At 43.1% G+C, this 20,581-nt stretch carries 16 protein-coding genes; 8 read left to right on the top strand and 8 right to left on the bottom strand.

The window, feature by feature from the left end; all coding sequences use genetic code 11:
• Positions 1-102 precede the first annotated feature (102 nt).
• The 3 genes from G3341_RS01245 to abgT all read left to right on the top strand — a co-directional run bounded on the left by G3341_RS01245 (position 103) and on the right by abgT (position 4,486).
• Positions 103-1,428 carry a M20 family metallo-hydrolase gene (locus G3341_RS01245; RefSeq protein WP_163860534.1) on the top strand — a complete coding sequence of 442 codons (1,326 nt, stop codon included), beginning with the start codon at positions 103-105 and terminating at the stop codon, positions 1,426-1,428.
• Positions 1,421-2,869, top strand: coding sequence for a M20 family metallopeptidase (locus G3341_RS01240; RefSeq protein WP_163860533.1), 1,449 nt, complete (start codon positions 1,421-1,423; stop codon positions 2,867-2,869). The genes G3341_RS01245 and G3341_RS01240 overlap by 8 nt, the downstream gene beginning before the upstream one ends.
• 87 nt (positions 2,870-2,956) lie before the next feature.
• Complete coding sequence (gene abgT, locus G3341_RS01235; RefSeq protein ID WP_154624406.1) at positions 2,957-4,486, top strand: p-aminobenzoyl-glutamate transporter; 1,530 nt, start codon at positions 2,957-2,959, stop codon at positions 4,484-4,486.
• A gap of 73 nt (positions 4,487-4,559) precedes the next feature.
• Here abgT and typA read toward each other — a convergent pair whose 3' ends face one another.
• Positions 4,560-6,383: a ribosome-dependent GTPase TypA gene (gene typA, locus G3341_RS01230; protein WP_163860532.1), complete on the bottom strand. Its 1,824-nt coding sequence runs from the start codon at positions 6,381-6,383 to the stop codon at positions 4,560-4,562.
• Between the two features lie 421 nt (positions 6,384-6,804).
• On the opposite strand from typA, the gene G3341_RS01225 reads away from it, so the two are divergent.
• The 4 genes from G3341_RS01225 (at position 6,805) to glnG (ending at position 11,924) form a co-directional block, all read left to right on the top strand.
• Positions 6,805-7,461 carry a PadR family transcriptional regulator gene (locus G3341_RS01225; protein WP_244316464.1) on the top strand — a complete coding sequence of 219 codons (657 nt, stop codon included), beginning with the start codon at positions 6,805-6,807 and terminating at the stop codon, positions 7,459-7,461.
• 377 nt (positions 7,462-7,838) lie between these two features.
• Positions 7,839-9,248: a glutamate--ammonia ligase gene (gene glnA, locus G3341_RS01220; RefSeq protein ID WP_154624404.1), complete on the top strand. Its 1,410-nt coding sequence runs from the start codon at positions 7,839-7,841 to the stop codon at positions 9,246-9,248.
• Positions 9,249-9,419: 171 nt separating this feature from the next.
• Positions 9,420-10,469, top strand: coding sequence for a nitrogen regulation protein NR(II) (glnL, locus tag G3341_RS01215; protein WP_154624403.1), 1,050 nt, complete (start codon positions 9,420-9,422; stop codon positions 10,467-10,469).
• 9 nt (positions 10,470-10,478) lie between these two features.
• On the top strand, positions 10,479-11,924 hold the full coding sequence (gene glnG, locus G3341_RS01210) for a nitrogen regulation protein NR(I) (RefSeq protein ID WP_154624402.1): 1,446 nt from the start codon (positions 10,479-10,481) through the stop codon (positions 11,922-11,924).
• Between the two features lie 7 nt (positions 11,925-11,931).
• Here glnG and G3341_RS01205 read toward each other — a convergent pair whose 3' ends face one another.
• Entirely contained in the window at positions 11,932-12,810 is an 879-nt protein-coding gene (locus tag G3341_RS01205; protein WP_163860531.1) for a LysR family transcriptional regulator, read from the bottom strand.
• Between the two features lie 193 nt (positions 12,811-13,003).
• Between G3341_RS01205 and ampC the strand changes: the two genes are divergently transcribed.
• Positions 13,004-14,137: a class C beta-lactamase gene (gene ampC / locus G3341_RS01200; RefSeq protein ID WP_410242007.1), complete on the top strand. Its 1,134-nt coding sequence runs from the start codon at positions 13,004-13,006 to the stop codon at positions 14,135-14,137.
• A 38-nt stretch (positions 14,138-14,175) separates the two neighbouring features.
• Here the strand turns inward: ampC and hemN are convergent, their stop codons facing one another.
• The 6 genes from hemN to G3341_RS01170 all read right to left on the bottom strand — a co-directional run bounded on the left by hemN (position 14,176) and on the right by G3341_RS01170 (position 20,479).
• On the bottom strand, positions 14,176-15,549 hold the full coding sequence (gene hemN, locus G3341_RS01195; RefSeq protein WP_163860529.1) for an oxygen-independent coproporphyrinogen III oxidase: 1,374 nt from the start codon (positions 15,547-15,549) through the stop codon (positions 14,176-14,178).
• A 206-nt stretch (positions 15,550-15,755) separates the two neighbouring features.
• The gene (gene yihI, locus G3341_RS01190; RefSeq protein WP_163860528.1) at positions 15,756-16,283 is read right to left on the bottom strand and encodes a Der GTPase-activating protein YihI; all 528 of its coding nucleotides are present in this window, start codon (positions 16,281-16,283) and stop codon (positions 15,756-15,758) included.
• 203 nt (positions 16,284-16,486) lie between these two features.
• Positions 16,487-17,821 (bottom strand): NCS2 family permease, encoded by a 1,335-nt coding sequence (locus tag G3341_RS01185; RefSeq protein WP_154624397.1) that lies wholly within the window; start codon positions 17,819-17,821, stop codon positions 16,487-16,489.
• Between the two features lie 218 nt (positions 17,822-18,039).
• On the bottom strand, positions 18,040-18,792 hold the full coding sequence (locus G3341_RS01180; protein ID WP_154624396.1) for an amino acid ABC transporter permease: 753 nt from the start codon (positions 18,790-18,792) through the stop codon (positions 18,040-18,042).
• 1 nt (position 18,793) lies between these two features.
• Positions 18,794-19,546, bottom strand: a complete 753-nt coding sequence (locus G3341_RS01175) for an amino acid ABC transporter permease (RefSeq protein WP_154624395.1) — start codon at positions 19,544-19,546, stop codon at positions 18,794-18,796.
• A 102-nt stretch (positions 19,547-19,648) separates the two neighbouring features.
• The gene (locus G3341_RS01170; protein ID WP_154624394.1) at positions 19,649-20,479 is read right to left on the bottom strand and encodes an ABC transporter substrate-binding protein; all 831 of its coding nucleotides are present in this window, start codon (positions 20,477-20,479) and stop codon (positions 19,649-19,651) included.
• Positions 20,480-20,581 lie beyond the last annotated feature (102 nt).

Here is a 20,581-nt window from a genome sequence, read left to right as displayed (position 1 = left end):
TGAAATTATTAAATAAAATTTAATTTCACTAAAATCAAATCGTACTGGGTATTTATACCGAGCCATTCTATTTTATCGTGATAACTAAAAGAGATAACAATTATGGAGATTTCTTTAAATAACGCCATTGAGTCCATCACACATCAACTACAACTTTGGCGCCGTGACTTCCATCAATATGCAGAATCAGGTTGGTTTGAATTTCGGACCGCAACACGAGTCGCAGATGAACTCGCTCGCCTTGGCTATCAGCTACAACTCGGAAAAGACGTTATCAAAGCGGAAGATCGTATGGGGTTGCCGACACCAGAACAGTTTGCCGAACAAGAAAAACGCGCTATTGAGCAAGGTGCGTTAACAGAATGGCTTCCCCATTTTTCTGGCGGATTTACCGGTATCGTTGCCACATTAGATACCGGTAAACCAGGACCGACACTCGCCTTTCGTGTCGACATGGATGCATTAGACCTTAATGAGGATCTCACCGCACAACACCGCCCTCATGCAGAAGGCTTTGCTTCTTGTAATTCACACATGATGCACGCCTGTGGTCATGATGGACATACCGCTATTGGCCTTGGTTTAGCTCATATATTGAAGCAGTTTCAATCACAGCTAACAGGTCGAATTAAACTGATTTTCCAACCGGCTGAGGAAGGAACTCGCGGAGCAAAATCAATGGCAACCGCGGGTGTGGTCGATGATGTGGATTTTTTTGTCGCAATACATATCGGTACAGGTGTTCCGAAAGGGGAACTCGTGTGCGGTAGCAAAAGTTTTCTCGCTACGACTAAATTTGATGTCACATTTCATGGTAAAGCAGCCCATTCGGGAGCAAGGCCCGAAGAAGGTAAAAACGCATTAGTGGCTGCGGCTCAAGCGACACTTGGCCTATACGCTATCCCTCGTCACAGTGAAGGTAGCTCTCGTATTAATGTTGGCGTACTGAATGCAGGTATCGGACGTAATGTGATTGCCGATCACGCCTTAATGAAAGTCGAGACACGCGGCGAAACGAATGAAATCAACGAATTTATGTATCAAAAAGCACTTAATGTCATCGAAGGTGCAGCAAAAATGCAAGATGTTGATTTCAAAATCAACTTAATGGGAGCGGCACAAAGTAGTCACCCTAGCCCTGAATGGGTCGATTTTATTATGGGTCTTGCACAGAACAAAATCCCTGAGCTGACCTCCGTCATCAAAGATAAACCTCAAGCTGCGGGTTCAGAAGATGCGACCTATTTTATGGAGCGTACAAAAGCGCAAGGTGGACAAGCAACCTATATGATTTTCGGTACTGAATTAAGCGCGGGTCACCACAACGAGCGCTTTGATTTTGATGAAGATGTCATGCCTGTTGCCGTCAAAACCTTAGCGACCATCGCGCTTTCGCTACCTGAATTTGGAGGCAAAACTCATGAGTAAGACATTCACATCCTTTATTAATAATTATATTGAGCAAAATCGTACTCGTTTTACCCAGTTAAGCGATGCGATTTGGGACCACCCTGAAACGCGGTTTGAAGAGACCTTTTCTGCTAATCTTCTTGCCGATGCGCTGGAGCAAGAGGGCTTTCAGGTTGAAAGAGGGGTTGGTGATATAGAAACCGCGTTCATCGCCAGTTTTGGCTCAGGTACCCCTGTTATTGCTTTACTCGGTGAATACGATGCACTTGCAGGTTTAAGTCAGCATTCGGCTTGTAGTCAACCTAATCCTGTTATTGAAAATGGTAACGGCCACGGTTGTGGGCATAATTTACTTGGCACTGCCGCCTTATCCTCAGCCTTTGCTGTAAAAGCGTGGCTCGAAGAAAACCAGTTGTCAGGCACCGTACGTTTCTATGGCTGCCCTGGAGAAGAAGGCGGTTCTGGTAAAACTTTCATGGTAAGAGAAGGCCTCTTTGATGATGTAGATGCTGCTGTCACCTGGCATCCTGAATCTTTCAGTGGCGTTTTTAATGTGCAATCACTTGCCAATATCCAGACAGCGTTCCGTTTCAAAGGTATTGCAGCACATGCGGCAAACTCACCTCATTTAGGACGTAGTGCGCTGGATGCCGTCAGTTTAATGAATGTGGGTGTTCAATTCTTACGTGAGCATGTTATCCAAGAAGCACGTATTCACTATGCAGTGACGAATACAGGGGGCGCCTCCCCAAATGTCGTTCAGGCCGATGCTGAAGTCTTGTACCTTGTACGCGCTCCTCAACTAGACCAAGCTCAAGATATATATCAACGCGTTATTGATATCGCTAAAGGTGCCGCCTTGATGACAGGTACAGAACTCGATATTCGTTTTGATAAAGCATGTTCAAATTATGTACCAAATCGTACGATTGAAAAAGCGATGTACCAACATATTACCACTTACGGCATTCCTGAATATGACTCGCAAGAACGCCAATTTGCCGAGGAGATCCATGCCACACTCACTAAAGATGATTTACGCAATGCCAAATTAAATGCAGCGCGTAGTGGTGGTGAAGAAGCGGTTCATTGGGGTGAACGTCAAGGCAATAAAGCGCTAACAGATGAGGTTTTACCTTATGTTGAATCAAAAGAACTGATGTACGGCTCCACCGATGTGGGCGATGTCAGTTGGGTGACCCCGACCGCACAGTGTTTTAGTCCCTGCTTTGCATTCGGTACGCCTCTACATACATGGCAATTAGTTGCACAAGGCAGAACATCCATTGCGCATAAGGGCATGTTATTAGCAGGAAAAATTATGGCCGCTACTGCCGTCGAACTATTAACGACACCCAGCTTACTTGCTCAAGCAAAAAATGAATTCCAACGTCAGCGTGATGAACAACCTTATCACTGTCCAATTCCATCTGACGTGAAGCCGTCAAAATTGCAGTAACGTGACATTGGCGGGCAAATAACAATCATAACGCCCGCCATCACAATTATAAAAATAACAATAATTGCAAATACATAGGAAAACATCATGAATCAAACTGCAACTTCAATGAATAAAAGTCCAGGTGCTATTTTTCGTTGGATAGAGCGTGTCGGGAATAAAATACCTAATCCTTTTATTCTCTTCGTCTATCTTCTCGCGATCCTAATGGTTGCTACTGCAATACTGTCTTGGTTCGATTTATCAGTCAAAAATCCCGCTAACGGTGAACTGGTTTCGGTTAAGAATTTATTGAGCGTTGAAGGCATTCAATGGATATTGCCTAATATCGTCAAAAACTTTAGTAGCTTCGCGCCTCTTGGGGCAATTCTCGCATTAGTTATCGGGGCGGGTCTCGCTGAGAAAGTAGGTTTATTGCAAGCCTTAATGTACAAAATGGCGTCAGGAATTAATAAACGCTATGCCAGTTACATGGTGCTCTTTATCGCGTTTTTTAGCCATATTTCATCAGATGCGGCTCTTGTCGTCATGCCCCCATTAGGCGCATTAATTTTTATTGCGGTAGGGCGTCACCCAGTTGCAGGCTTACTCGCCGCTATTGCCGGCGTAGGCTCGGGATTCACCGCTAACTTACTCATTGTCACCACCGACGTTTTACTTTCAGGCATTAGTACTGAGGCGGCAATGATCATTGACCCTAACTTACATGTTAGTGTGATTGATAACTGGTATTTTATGGCGACTTCCGTGATTGTCTTAACGATTGCTGGCGCATTACTCACGGACAAATTTATTGAGCCTAGGCTACCAAAATGGGAAGGAACCTCTAATGACCGCTTAGAAAAACTGACACCATTACAAAATCGTGGGTTATTAATGAGCGGACTTTCAGCACTCATCTTTATCGCTATTGTTGCGTTAATGGTTGTGCCGGAAGGCGCCCCGCTTCGTGACCCTCAAACTGGCTCGGTTATTCCATCTCCTTTCATTAAAGGCATTGTTCCTGTCATTATTATTTTCTTCTTTGTGGTATCTATTACTTATGGTATTTCGACAAAGCAGATTAAAAAACCAAACGATATCCCTGATTTATTAGTTGATCCAATGAAAAGCATGGCAGGCTTTATTGTTATGGTTTTCCCACTTTCCCAGTTTGTTGCTTTTTTCAATTGGAGCAATATGGGGAAATTTATGGCAATAGGTTTAACTGACTTACTTGAAAATTTAGGGATGACAGGTGTTCCTGCGTTTATTGGCTTGATGTTTTTATCCGCATTTTTATGTATGTTTATTGCGAGTGGCTCGGCGATTTGGTCTATCCTAGCGCCTATCTTTGTGCCCATGTTTGTTTTATTAGGCTTCCACCCAGCTTTTGCCCAAATAGTTTTCCGCATTGCAGATTCTGCCGTATTACCGCTAGCGCCTATGTCCCCTTTCTTGCCACTATTTTTAGGGTTCTTGCAGCGATATTACAAAAATGCCCAACTCGGCACCTATTACACCTTAATTTTGCCTTACCCATTAGTCTTCTTTGGCGTTTGGATATTACTACTCGTAGGTTGGTACTATGCCGGCTTACCAATAGGCCCAGGGGTTTATCCTCTACTCCATCCTTAACGCATCTGCCTATACGGATAAAAAAGGCGCCTTTTGGGCGCCTTCTTCATGATAGCTATCTCGCTAACGATAATTAGTCATCTTTTGAACGATTTGCACGGCGGCGATCGTTTTCAGTCAAGTGACGCTTACGTAGGCGAATAGACTGTGGAGTGACCTCAACTAACTCGTCATCATCAATAAACTCAAGCGCTTGTTCCAGAGTCATTTTGATTGGTGGCGACAGCGTTGTGGCTTCGTCAGTACCCGATGCACGCATGTTAGTCAATTTCTTACCTGTTAAGCAGTTAACAGTCAGGTCATTTGAACGTGAGTGAATACCAATGATTTGGCCTTCATACACTTCTGCACCGTGACCTAAGAACAGCTTACCGCGGTCTTGCAGGCTGTACAGTGCATAAGCAACCGCTTTACCTTGACCGTTTGAAATCAATACGCCATTTTGGCGGCCGCCGATTTCACCCGGACGAACATCATCATAGTGGCTGAATGTTGAATACAGTAAGCCAGTACCCGATGTCATCGTCATGAACTCAGTACGGAAGCCAATCAGGCCACGGCTAGGAATGATGTAGTCAAGACGTACACGACCTTTACCATCTGGCATCATATCGCGTAGGTCACCTTTACGTTCACCCAACGCCTTCATGACATCACCTTGGTGTTGTTCTTCAACATCTAAGGTCACTTGTTCAAATGGCTCTTGTTTACGACCATCAACTTCACGGAAGATAACTTTTGGACGAGAAACCGCCAATTCGAAACCTTCACGACGCATATTTTCGATCAGAACAGATAAGTGCAACTCACCACGACCAGAAACACGGAATGCGTCTGGATCTTGGGTTTCTTCAACACGCAACGCCACGTTATGAACGAGTTCTTTATTCAAGCGGTCAAGAATCTGACGAGATGTCACAAACTTACCTTCACGACCACAGAATGGTGAGGTGTTAACACAATAGAACATGCTAACTGTTGGCTCATCTACCGCTAATGCAGGCAGCGCTTCCACATTCCCCACGTTACAAATCGTGTCGGAGATATTAAGTTCACCTAACCCCGTCAGCGCAACGATGTCACCGGCTTCAGCTTGTTGAGAGTCAATACGCTCTAAACCTAAGTGAGTCAGTACCTTACCAATTTTACCATTGCGAGTGTTACCTTCGCTGTCGATCACCGTCACTTGCTGGTTTGGTTTCACTGTACCACGCTTGATACGACCAATACCGATAACACCTAAGTAGCTGTTGTAATCTAGCTGTGATACTTGCATCTGGAAAGGGCCTTCCAGATCAACTTTTGGTGGCTCAACGTATTTTACGATAGCTTCGTAAAGTGGGGTCATGTCTTCAGCCATATCAGTATGGTCAAGACCCGCAATACCGTTTATTGCAGATGCATAAACAATAGGGAAATCAAGCTGTTCATCCGTTGCACCTAAGTTAACGAATAAATCAAATACTTGGTCAACTACCCAATCAGGACGTGAGCCTGGGCGGTCAACTTTATTGATAACAACAATGGGTTTTAAGCCATTATCAAACGCTTTTTGGGTAACGAAACGCGTTTGAGGCATAGGACCATCAGTCGCATCAACCACCAGCAGAACGCTGTCAACCATTGACATAACACGTTCAACTTCACCACCGAAGTCGGCGTGGCCTGGGGTATCTACGATGTTAATGCGATAGTCATTCCATTTGATCGCGGTGTTTTTAGCAAGGATGGTGATACCGCGCTCTTTCTCCAAGTCATTGGAGTCCATAACACGCTCATCTACAGTTTCACGTTCACCGAACGTGCCTGATTGCTGTAGTAATTTACCAACCAGTGTTGTCTTGCCATGGTCAACGTGAGCGATGATGGCGATATTTCTTAAGTTTTGAATTGACAAGGATTTTTACCGTTTAATTGACAGGAAAGGAATATGCTTTATTGCGCCTAAATCGATATAGGAAGCATACTTTCTACGTTAATTTGCTGTTATTTTACACGTTTTTCCGCACAAGTGGAATAAATGTGAAACCCATCACTGTATAAAAAGTTTTTAACTAAAAAACATTCAGTTGCGTAACAATCGCGGAATATATCAGAAAATAACCCGTATCAGTACTGAAAAACCACAAAGTAGCAGAGTAATACACTTTGTACCATTAATTATCCGCCTAAAAAAAGAATAAAAAATAGATTTTTTTGCACAATATCTAGTTTTCGACCCTTTTAATGTGATTTAGATATATCTAAATTGACTAATTAGATATATCTATTTATATTTAACTCAAGCTAATTCGATATATCTAATTAAGGAGGATTATATGCGAATTCATACCTGCCGTCATGTTTATCATTCACGCCATGAAGACGGCCATGGACATCAATGTTGCCACGGCGAAGATCATGGTCATGGTGAAGGTCGTCATTGTCATGGTAAGGGCCGTAGACATGGCGAAGGTCGTCATAAAGGTCGTGGACGTGGATTACGTCGTTTATTCGACCATGGTGATTTGCACATTATGGTGCTGTCATTAGTTGCCAAAAAACCAAGCTATGGCTATGAAATTATTAAAGATATTCAAGAAGCGTCCAGTGGTTTATATGTACCAAGCCCTGGGGTCGTTTACCCAACGCTAACGTTACTTGAAGAGCAAGGTTTTCTTGAATCAGAAATAATTGAACGTAATCGTAAAAGCTTCAAAATTACCGCGGAAGGTGCCGAACATTTAAAAGCGAATCAAGAGATTGAGGCCACTATTTTCCGTAAATTAACCAAAGCTCGCGACATGCAGCACGGCGGTAATTTATCCGAAGAAATCGAAATGGCGGTTCACCGTTTCAAAGCATTATTGCGCCATAAAATGGTGCTAAAGCAACTGAATGAAACCCAAACACGCCAAATCGCACAGATCATTAATGATGCAGTACAGCAAATTGAGCAAGTAAACACATTACTGACTGACAATATCGATGAATAATGTTGTTATTTAGCCATTTTTATAAAATGAACAGCCTTGGGCTTAGACGTCAAGCACAAGGCTAAATAGCCAATCAATCGACTTTATTACGTCAATTTAAATCCCATCCTAGTCAAATTGCACTACATCTGTGCAATCAAAAAGTAAATTGCACCATATCAGTGCAATTACTGCTGTTTATTTCCTTATCCGTTTGTCATAACGTTGTAATATGCCGTATTTAGGCTATTTTAAAAGTTGGCACGTTTTTCGCTTATATTTTTATGTAAGAAGTGACACCTTGATTAACTGACGCTGAAAAGCCAGAAATAATGGCAAAAAATAATCCAACTGCCTGTGATTATTTTGCAAAACCGACCTGACCAGGAGAGCCGACGATGTCCTCAGAACACGTTTTATCGCTGATAGAAGAGCACAAAATAAAATTTATCGATTTGCGTTTTACTGATACCAAAGGTAAAGAGCAGCACATCACCATCCCTGCTCATCAAGTCAACGAAGACTTCTTTGAAGAAGGCAAAATGTTTGACGGTTCATCGATTGGTGGCTGGAAAGGCATTAACGAATCTGACATGGTGCTCATGCCAGATCCATCAACTGCAATGCTTGACCCATTTTTTGCGGATCCAACATTGATCATTCGTTGCGATATCCTTGAGCCAGGTACCATGCAAGGTTACGACCGTGACCCTCGTTCTATCTCTCAACGCGCGGAAGATTTTTTACGTTCTAGTGGGATCGCGGATACCGTATTATTTGGGCCAGAACCTGAATTCTTCATCTTTGATGACATCCGTTTTGGTAATAGCATGCACAGCAGCTACTATCATATCGATGATATTGAAGCGGCATGGAATACCGGCACTAAATATGAAGGTGGTAACAAAGGTCATCGTCCAGGCGTAAAAGGCGGCTATTTCCCTGTTCCGCCTGTCGATTCTTCACAGGACTTGCGTTCTGCAATGTGCACCACAATGGAAGAAATGGGCTTAGTGGTTGAAGCGCATCACCATGAAGTCGCTACTGCTGGACAAAACGAAGTGGCATGTCGCTTTAATACAATGACGAAAAAAGCGGATGAAACTCAGATTTATAAATATGTCGTGCATAACGTCGCACATGCTTATGGTAAAACAGCGACCTTTATGCCAAAACCTTTAGTTGGCGATAACGGTTCAGGTATGCACTGTCATATGTCACTGTCAAAAGATGGTATCAACCTATTTGCAGGCGATAAGTACGGCGGGTTATCTGAAATGGCGCTTTACTACATTGGCGGTATTATCAAACACGCTCGTGCGTTGAATGCCTTCACTAACCCAACAACCAACTCCTATAAACGTTTGGTTCCAGGGTTTGAAGCACCCGTTATGTTGGCTTACTCAGCACGTAACCGCTCAGCATCTATCCGTATTCCTGTTGTTGCTAGCACCAAAGCGCGCCGTATTGAAGTTCGTTTCCCAGACCCTGCTGCTAACCCTTATTTGGCGTTTGCTGCCCAGCTAATGGCGGGTCTTGATGGCATCATCAACAAGATCCACCCAGGTGATGCTATGGATAAAAACTTGTATGACTTGCCACCAGAAGAAGCGAAAGAGATCCCAACGGTTGCGGGTTCATTAGAAGAAGCGCTGAATGAATTAGATAAAAATCGCGAATTCTTAACGCGTGGTGGTGTCTTCACTAATGACGCTATCGACGCCTACATTGAATTACTGCGTAACGATATTCAACGTGTCCGCATGACGCCGCATCCACTAGAATTTGAAATGTACTACAGTGTGTAACACGCCGTTCCACTGCTAGTCTTTGTTGCCGTGAAACATTTGCCCCATCTTTGATGGGGCCTTTTCTCTGACTTTTTAGTAATAGATAAATTGACGGCATTGTTATTCAAGTTGCAGCTTTGTTGGGTAAATCAAGTATAATGCACCAAAATAGTGCAGGAGCAGAATTACATGAAAGCCGAACATTTGCCAGCACCAGAACACATCCTCAACTCACTGTTAAACAGCGTCTTAATTGTCGATTATGACCTTGTGATTCATTATGCTAATCACGCGGCTTTGCAAATACTTGCGCAAAGTCAACGCAAGATATATGGCACACCATTACCTGTTCTTTGTAGTTATTGCTCTTTAAATGACGAGTTAATGTTAAACAGCTTAAAAGAAGGCCACAGTTTTACCGATAACGAGGTCACGCTGGTGTTTAATAATCACTCCCATGTGATGGCGTTAAGCGCACAGCCTTTTTCTAGCCAATTTATTTTATTAGAGCTTTATCAATTAGACAGTCAACGTCGGCTAAGCCAAGAACAAGTACAAAATGCCCAACAATTAGCAGCAAGAGAGCTCATCAGAGGGCTTGCTCACGAGATCAAAAACCCCTTAGGCGGCCTAAGAGGAGCGGCTCAGTTGCTCTCTAAAGCCTTGCCGGATCCACAATTAAACGAATATACACAAGTCATTATTGAGCAAGCAGATCGGCTAAGAGCCTTGGTTGACCGGTTACTAGGCCCACAATACCCCGGTCCTAAAACACAACAAAGCATTCATCATAGCGCTGAAAATATCGTCCGATTGGTGTCGTTAGAAAAACCAGACAACATCACATTAGTCCGCGATTATGATCCAAGCTTGCCTGACCTTGAATACTATCCTGACCAAATTGAGCAGGTTCTGCTAAATATTATTCGTAATGCGTTACAAGCGCTTTCTGAGACAGGTGGTACGATTACATTACGAACTCGCACCGCATTTCAAGTGATGTTGCAAGGTGAACGTTATCGCTTAGCGGCACGTATCGATATCGAAGATAATGGCCCAGGCATTCCATTAGCTATACAAGACACCTTATTTTACCCCATGGTAAGTGGTCGCTTAGGTGGCACGGGATTAGGTCTATCCATCGTTCATAGTTTAGTTGACCAACATGCAGGAAAAATTGAATTTACCAGTTGGCCCGGTCATACCGAGTTTTCTATTTATCTACCAATTAAAAAATAGGAGATAACAATGCAACAGGGAAAAATCTGGGTTGTTGATGATGACAGTTCTATTCGTTGGGTACTTGAGCGTGCATTAAATAGTGCCTCTTTTCATTGCACCTGTTTTGATAGCGCAGATAGCGTCCTCGCGGCGCTAACACATGACCAACCTGATGTTTTGTTATCGGATATTCGTATGCCTGGTGTGGATGGCTTAGCCCTTCTCACTCAGCTAAAACAGTCACACCCATTATTACCCATTATTATTATGACAGCGCACTCTGACCTTGATGCCGCGGTGAATGCATACCAATCGGGCGCTTTTGATTATCTACCTAAGCCTTTTGACATTGATGAAACCGTTGCGTTGGTTGAACGCGCCTTAAATCATAGTCGTGAACAAAATCATGTCGAACGTGACCCCAAACAAAAAATGGAAAGCGTCTCTTCAACCATGATAGGTGAGGCTCCTGCTATGCAAGAGGTCTACCGTATTATCGGTCGTCTCTCTCGCTCATCAATTAGTGTGCTAATTAATGGTGAATCAGGAACAGGTAAAGAATTAGTGGCTCATGCGCTACACCAACATAGCCCTAGAGCCAACGGGCCTTTTATTGCACTAAATATGGCGGCCATCCCTAAAGACCTGATTGAATCTGAACTTTTTGGTCACGAAAAGGGGGCATTCACCGGTGCCACACAAGTTAGGCAAGGTCGTTTCGAACAAGCAAATGGCGGTTCTCTATTCTTGGATGAGATTGGTGATATGCCACTCGATATCCAAACGCGGCTACTGAGGGTACTTGCGGAGGGGCAATTTTATCGTATAGGTGGCTATACTCCTGTAAAAGTGGATGTCCGTATTATTGCTGCGACTCACCAAGATCTTGAGAAAAGGGTTAAAGAAGGGTTGTTCCGTGATGATTTATTCCATCGCTTAAATGTCATTCGTGTGCAACTCCCACCATTACGAGAAAGAATCGAGGACATTCCCCGCCTTGCATACTATTTCTTGCAAAATACCGCCAAAGAGCTTGGGGTTGATAGCAAATTGCTGCATCCAGAGAGTGAACGTCTTTTACAACACTATCATTGGCCCGGTAATGTCAGGCAATTGGAAAACGTGTGTCGCTGGCTCACCGTGATGGCGGCAAGCCAAGAAATTTTGCCACAAGACTTACCTGAAGATTTACTCGGTCACCAGCAGCAAAATGATGCATCCACTGAATCCACGACACGCCATTATGTCGCAAGCAATAATACAGCATGGTTTGAATTACTTGAGCAATGGACTCAAGACGCTCTCGCGGAAGGGAAAGAAAACTTGCTTGCACAAACAGTACCGTTAATGGAATACACCATGCTGAGCTGTGCACTTAAGCATACTCATGGACATAAACAAGAGGCTGCTCGTTTACTTGGATGGGGTCGCAATACATTAACTCGAAAATTAAAAGAGCTAGGCATCGAGTAACCCTTTATCACGATTTAACTTCAGTCAGTAACCAATTTTGAAAAATCACCATTGCTGGGGTTATTGGGCGAGATTTTAAACGGCTCAGCCAATATCCCCCGAGTGTTACACTGAGATCAAATGGTTGAACTAAGGTTCCCGCGCTTAATTCATGCTCAAACATGCAACTTGGTGCAAGGGCTACGCTGTCGGTCAGCAATGCTGCTTCAACCATTAAGCGCGAGGAATCAAATATGGGTCCTTTGACACGCCACGGCTCAAGTCCCGCTACAATCTGCCATTTTTCCCATTCATCTTTACGATAAGAACGCATTAAACGGTGCTCTTTTAGGTCCAAAGGATGGGTCAATTTATGGGCTATTTTTTCAGAACAAAGCACAGTATGGGCGGCCGGAAATAACGGCGTATTTTCAGCTAATGGCCATAGCCCCTCACCGAAACGAATAGCGAAATCAACACCTTCTGCGGCTAAATTGACCACGTTATTATGGGTCATAATACGCAAATCAATATAAGGGTATAACTCAGTAAAAGCAGGTAAACGGGGTAACAACCAGCCTACAGCAAAAGTTCCTACGACTGATACACTCAGTACTTCGTGATAATGACCATCCTCAAACTGTTGCAATAATGACTCTATTTGGTCAAAAGAGCGACTCAAAACAGGAAGTAAAGCAAGCCCCTCATCGGTTAATGCCAGCCCTCTAGGTAAACGAACAAATAACTCTAATCCAAGTTGCTCTTCCAGTAGGCGAACCTGCTGGCTTACCGCCGCTTGCGTGACATTCAGTTCCAAACCTGCTCGCGTAAAGCTTAAATGTCTGGCAGAAGCTTCGAATGCCCTCAACGCATTTAGAGGAAGGCGATGACGATAATTTCCTGACATAAGTTTTTCTTTTGCCTCATCGAATTTTATATCGTTTTAAATCAGAGTTGGAAATAGGCATACTTTCTACCAATCACCAGTACATGCAGAATTCATCGACTCTACAACAAATTTGATGTTGAAGGATTAGCATACCTGAATTTTGTCAGTAACAACGAAAACTTTTACTTTAACGGATAACTCTATGAAAAATATTTTTCGTCAGGGACGGCTTTTTGTCGCTTTGAGTTTAGCCTTTACTTCACTTTCAGCGTCAGCGATGACACAACAAGCGGTTGATGACATTATCAAACCGCTGATGAAGCAAGAAAATATTCCGGGGATGTCTATTGCTATTTCTGTGGATGGACAGCAAAGAATTTACCACTATGGTGTACAGTCAAAGCAGACCCAACGACCTGTTTCGGATAGAACATTGTATGAAATCGGGTCATTATCAAAAACTTTCACAGCAACGCTTGCCGCTTATGCGCAAACACAAGGTAAGTTAGATTTCAGCCAACCTGTCAGCCATTACTTACCTGAGCTAACAGGCAGTGCTTTTGATAATGTTAGCGTGATGAATTTAGCGACCCATACGTCAGGTCTATCGTTATTTGTGCCAAATGGTGTCACTACTGACAAGCAACTGATCGAGTACTATCAAAAGTGGCTTCCTGAGCACAACGTTGGGCAATATCGTGCTTATTCAAACCTTGGCGTTGGGTTGCTCGGCATCGTAACAGCCAAACAACTTGATATGCCATTTTCTCAAGCGATGGAAAAATTGATGCTTCCTTCACTTGGATTAAAACATACTTATATTCATGTTCCTAAAAACCAAGAAAAATATTATGCACAAGGGTATAACAAGCAAGATCAACCCGTTCGAGTTACCCCTGAAATCCTTGATGCTGAAGCCTATGGCTTAAAATCAAATGCTAAAGATTTGATCCGTTATTTAGAGATCAATATGCAGACCATTAAAGTGGCTAAACCTTGGCAAGAGGCGGTTGAAAATACGCATACAGGCGTTTATCTCACAGATTCTTTTGTACAAGATATGATGTGGGAAAGCTATCCATGGCCAGTTTCTTTGGCGCAATTGCTTCAGGGTAATCGTGATGATATGGCACTAAAGCCGCAAAAAGTTGAGTTGATCAAACCCGCTATGGCGCCAGAAATACGTGCTTATTATAACAAAACGGGTTCAACGAATGGCTTCGCCACATACGCTGTATTTATTCCAGAAGAAAAAATTGCCATTGTGATGTTATCCAATAAATGGATACCTATCCCTCAGCGCATTACAGCGACTTATCAACTATTAGAAAAGATCGCTCGTTAAAAGACAATGGCTCCGTCATAACACGGAGCCACAATCGGTTATATCACTCGAGAAAATTGACGTTGACGCATTTGATTGCGTAAATAAACATCGAAACACATACAAATATTTCGAATCAACAAACGGCCTTGAGGGGATACCTTAATTGCTGTATTTGTTATTTCAACTAACCCATCTTCCGCCATCGGTTTTAACAAGGCTAAGTCTTCCGAGAAATATTCTTTAAAGTTAATGGGATAAAGAGATTCAATTTGTGCATATTGAAGCTGAAAATTACAAATTAGCGTCTTAATCACATCTCGACGCAAACAATCGTCATCGGTTAATACTAAACCACGCCACAACGCATGACCTTGCTCTTCAACCTGCGCATAATAAGTTTTTAAATCTTTTTGGTTCTGAGCGTAGCTATCCCCAAGCATGCTGATAGCAGACACGCCTAAACCTAATAAATCACAGTCCCCTTGCGTGGTGTAACCTTGGAAATTACGGTGTAAAACGCCTTCGCGCTGTGCTATCGCTAACTCATCTTGTGGTTTCGCAAAGTGGTCCATACCAATAAACTGATAGCCTTGTGACGTTAATGTCGCGATCGTTTCTTGCAAGATATCGAGTTTTTGCTCTGCGCTCGGTAAATCGTCATCTTTAATTTTACGCTGTGCAGCAAAGAGGTTTGGTAGATGCGCATAATTGAATACGCTCAGGCGGTCAGGCGACAACTCAATCACTTTTTGCAGAGTGAAAGCAAAGCTTTCTGGTGTCTGTTTGGGTAACCCATAAATAAGGTCAATACTCGTTGATGTAAACCCCGTTTCTTTTGCTCGATTAATCAACGCAAAAATGAAATCCTCATCCTGCTCGCGGTTCACCAAGACCTGAACTTCTTTATTAAAATCTTGCACGCCCATACTTAGGCGATTAAATCCTTCACTCCGCAAGTGATCGATCATGTCGAGTTCAATTTCACGCGGATCAACTTCAATCGACATTTCAACATCGTTTGAGAAATGAAAATGTTTTTTTAATAGTGCGACAAGATGGCTCACTTGAGCTTTATCGAGATAAGTTGGAGTTCCTCCCCCCCAATGCATTTGCGTCACAGTGCGATTTTTTAATAGTGCGGCACGCTGAATAATTTCTTTTTCAATAACTTGTAAATATTCATCTGCTTTATGCTTTTGCCGTGTCACTAGCTTATTACAGCCACAAAAATAACAGAGCTTATGGCAGAATGGGATGTGAACATAGAGCGATAATGGATTTTCAGGATAGCGTTGCGTTGCCGCCACGAATGCACGTTCATCATACGACTGATTAAACTCTAAGGCCGTCGGGTATGACGTATAGCGGGGTCCTGAATAATTATATTTTTGGATAAGAGAAAGATCCCAAACGATATTTTGCTCTGACATTAACATTCCTTAATTGGCCGAATGCCGGTTTACAGGCCACATCTTATGTTTTTTTATTGGCTAACTTATATACACGACATAATAACATAAAAGAAATTATAACTTGTGATTGGGCGGTGAGAGTTGATGCAACACCAAAAGTGATACAGTTTGAATGAAATTTGTTCAATACTCCCCCCAGCAAGCAGGGGGAGTGAAAAAGACGCTTATTTACTTTTCAAGATGCGCATAATGTCATCCAGTTTTTCTTCATCTTCCTCTTCTTCTTCATCAGTGAGTTCGATACCCAGAATAGACATCAACTCATCAATACGGTCTAAACAAGTATCAATGTATTTTTGCTCTTCCGTGGTGACCGTTTCACCCTCTTCTAAACGCGCTAATAAGCTATCTAAACGATCGTCCTGCTCCAGCATTTCTAGCTCTTGCTCGGGTGATAATTTCACTTTTGCGACAGGCTCTTTTACTGGCGTCGTACGTGTGGAAACGGCATTTGCATCAACCACCAATGGGACTGGTTTTTTGCTACCAAGGCGTGGGTCAAGGCTGTCGTTTTGCTTGCCAGACTGACTATTAGACGATTTTTCTTGATAGCGAGCCCCCGATTTATTGCCACGATGCTTTTTCTGGCGCTTACGCTCACGCCCTTCTGCATTGAGCTCTTCTTTTGTTTTGCGATACTTTTTCTTCGTTTTGCTAGCAGTTTTACTTGCCAGTTTTTTTGGTGAATTCATGGTCTGATACCTTGATAAGTCAGTTTCTGCTGCGGAATCTAGCAGAATCCCTCAAGCTGTGAAAGCATTTGCGCAGCAATTAAAACGGTTTTTTTGTATTTTGCATGGCAGCTTTGTTGATTATAGCTCGAATTGGCTGTCATAGAGAGGAGTTGATAAACAAAACGGCTCCGACGATTGGAGCCGTTTGATAGGAAAGAAGATTAAGCGTCAACTAAAACCATTTTTAAAATAAATAAAACGGAAACTAAAATGACGCATGGCCCCAACTCGCGCCAGCGGCCGGTACCCACTTTCATTGCGCAATAAGCGATAAAGCCTAACGCGATCCCTTCCGTGATCGAAAAACTAAAGGGCATCATCACCGCAGTAATAAATGCAGGAACTGATTCCGTTAAGTCATCCCATTTCACACGCGTTAAACTTGATGTCATCAACACCCCAACGTAGATCAGCGCGCCAGCTGTCGCATAAGCAGGAACCATACCCGCTAGTGGTGAGATAAACATGGTCAATAGGAATAACACACCAACCACAATGGCAGTTAACCCTGTACGTCCGCCAACCGACACGCCAGAAGAGCTTTCAATATAAGCAGTAACGGAGGAGGTTCCCATCGCCGAACCCGCGACAGAACTGAGGCTGTCGACATAGAGCGCCTGCTTCATGCGAGGGAAAGTTCCACGCGCATCCGTGATCCCAGCTTTATCTGTCACACCAATCATGGTGCCCGAAGAGTCAAATAAGTTAACTAACATAAAAGCAAAAATAACGCCTGATAGCGCTAAATCCAAGGATCCCATAATATCAACTTGGCCAACAACGGTCATCACGCTCGGCGGCATAGAGAAGATACCATTGAACTGCACATCCCCTAATGCAAGGCCAATTAAGGTTGTGATCACAATGGAGACCAGCACTGCCGCATGGATATTACGTGCCGCTAGGATCGCAATAATGAAAAAGCCCAAAGCCCCTAACCACACGTTATGTTGGGTGAAATTACCGATAGAGACGAGTGTATCTGGGTTCGCCACAATAATACCCGAGTTCTTCAGCCCCATCATCGCAATGAACAGTCCGATACCACTGGTAATACCAACGCGTAAACTTAATGGAATATTCGCGATGATCCAATAACGAATACGGAATAGGGTCAAAATGAATAAGCCAACGGCTCCCCAAAATACAGCCCCCATCGCCACTTGCCATGAATATCCCATCGCACTGACGACGACAAACGCAAAAAAAGCATTTAGCCCCATCGCTGGAGCTACTGCGATTGGCAGATTTGCCAACAGACCCATAAGAATACTGCCTATCGCCGCGATTAAGCAGGTGGTGACGAAAACAGCTTTAATATCCATCCCAGCGACAGATAAGATTTGAGGGTTAACAAAGACAATGTAGACCATTGTGAGAAAGGTGGTGAAGCCCGCAACGACTTCTGTTTTCGCCGTTGTCCCGTGTTCTTGTAATTTAAACACGCGTTGAAACAGACCCTGTTGTTGTCCAGAGCTAGAAGATTGATTACTCATTAGATATAGCGCCCAAAAAAAGTTTTTTTCGCCCTATCCTACAACAAACAAATCGAGAGTGTTACCGTTAAAATGAAAAAAAGAAAACGTTTGCGTAAATCAAAGATCCATAAATGAGTTAACTTACTGATACAACAAGATGAATTGAAATAGACAGTAGAAAAATAAAATTTGCATAAGCAGTGGCGACCCCATCAGCAATCGCCACCTTGAATTGATTAAGATAACGCGAGTAGTTTTTGTCTACGCCAAAATAGCAAGGCACGCTTTGGCGCAAATGGTTTAGCCCCTTGATGACTATTTAAACGTTTTGCCACGAAGTTCGCGATCATCTCTAACGTTAAGCACATAACAAAATAAATAAAGGCAACAAATAAGAAAATTTCGAGTGGATACACCATTTCACGGTTATTCACTTGTGTCGCCAAAAATGACAATTCCGCGACACCAACAATGTAAGCAAGGGAAGTGTCTTTAATCAAAGCCACCCATTGATTAATAAATGAAGGAACCATCATACGTAATGCTTGCGGTAAGACAATTTGCCATAAAACTTGCCAACGGCTAAAGCCTAATGATAATCCGGCCTGCCATTGCCCTTTCCCGATAGCAAGAATACCTGCTTTTACAGCATGAGCTAAATAGGCAGAGGTGATTAATGCGAGCGCACAAACGACCGAAGCGATGCCCGGTATTTCTGTTCCTAGTACCACAGGTAAGAAGAAATAGGTCCAAAAAATTAGCATAATGACTGGAATAGCACGGAAAAAGCCTAAAATAGCCGCGAATAGGTTCATCCAAAACCCTCGTAACATGGCTAATGCAACACCGCTAAGTGTTCCCAGCACAATCGATGCGGCACCCGCAATTAAGCTGATAATCAGTGTAAGGGCTGCACCTTCTATAGGACCATCAGGAAAAGCGCCAAATAACAAATATTGCCAATTTTGTTCAATCACTGAAAAATCCATCTTATACCCCTTCCACTAAATTTCGTTGCGCTCGCCATTGTCCCCAGCCTTCCATAACCGCAATAATGGCGATATACAGCACTGTTGCGAGGCCAAATGCAGTGAATGTTTGTAATGTTTGGCTTTCCACTTGGCGTGAGACGTAAGAGAGCTCAGCAACACCAATTGCCATGGTTAACGACGAGTTCTTAACAACATTCATGTATTGCCCCAGTAAAGGAGGCATGGCGATTTTCACCGCCTGTGGCAACACAACATGTTTCATGGCTTGCCATCCCGTTAAACCAAGTGCAAAGGCTGCATATTTTTGGCCTTGGCGTACACCACGGATCCCTGAGCGTATTTCTTCAGCAATAAATGGTACCGTATATAATGTTAACCCAACAAAACCCGCTAAGAATTCAAATGAAGGCCAACTCAGCGTGATACCTACCACGTGGATTTCATGCGGTGTATTGAGCCATGCCATCATCTCCGATGATAAAATCTCCCCTGACGCAAAATACCAAAAAAACAGTTGAACCAGTAAAGGTGTATTACGGAAAATGGAAATATACACACTGACCCCCCAACGTAGCGGGGCAATTTGGCTATCCTTTGCCGCGGCAACGACAAAACCTAATAGCGTTGCAGCAATGATGGTACAAACCGAGATCCAAATCGTCAGCAAAAAGCCATAGCCAAACCATTCCAAATACTCAGGAGCCAAAAAATGCTGAGAAAAAAATTCACCGCTAATAAATTTTTCAAACATAACTGCTGCCTTGTATAACTAAGAACCCCGCAATAATGAGCGGGGTTATTTATTCTGAAGTGCTGATTCAATATATTGAATCGATATATCAGATGGTTATCATTATTTTTGTTGTTCAAGAGGAGCGAATTTGAATTCACCGCGAGGTTGCGCTGCCTTAGTATCAGGGCCAAACCAACGGTTATAAATCTGTTCTGCTTTGCCTTCTTTTTCTAATTTCAACAAGGTGTTATTCACATTTTCGATTAAACGCGTTTCACCTTTTACTGCTGCAACCGCTTGATATTCACGAGTGATACTAAACGGAGATATTTCAAAATCAGCCTTCACTTTTTCTGGCAAGTTACCCAGCAGACCGACTAACTTCGCGTCATCTTGCGTTATCGCTTGGACATTACCATTGCGCAAAGCAGCAAATGCTTGTGGCGTGTCATCATAAGAGATCACTTTCGTATTTGGATAACGCTCACGTAAGGTCACTTCCTGTACCGTGCCTTTATCCGCACCAATACGTAATGGGGCAATATCGTCAGGCGTTTTCAAGACCCCTTTGCGAGCAATAAACTTCTGCCCTGTCGCAAAATCCGGAATCGAGAAATCAACCTGCTTAGCGCGTTCGTCGGTAATTGTGAAATTTGCCCCAATGAGATCAACCTTACCTGATGTCAGTAGAGGAATACGGTTAGCTGGGTTAGTTGGACGCAATTCCAATTTCACGCCGAGGTCATCGGCTATCGCTTGCGCGATATCAACATCATAGCCCGCGAGTTTTTTTGTTTGTGGGTCAATAAAGCCAAATGGTGGATTACTGTCAAACACAGAGATACGAATAACACCAGCTTGCTTAATATCATCCAATTTATCTGCATTGGCGACATTGGCCACCAGCGCAAGGCCTGCAAGTAGTGCGGTAGTTAAAACGCGAGCTTTCATTGAACACCTCTGACGGTAAATTTATGTAAATCGACTACCACAAATTATCAAGGAAGGCTTATCTCTTGAAATACTATTAAATGATATATTTATATCAAAAAA

Source organism: Providencia vermicola, from assembly GCF_010748935.1.
GTDB lineage: Bacteria > Pseudomonadota > Gammaproteobacteria > Enterobacterales > Enterobacteriaceae > Providencia > Providencia zhejiangensis.
The sequence above is the reverse complement of the archived record's forward strand: the minus strand, read 5'-3'. Positions and strand labels throughout refer to the sequence as shown.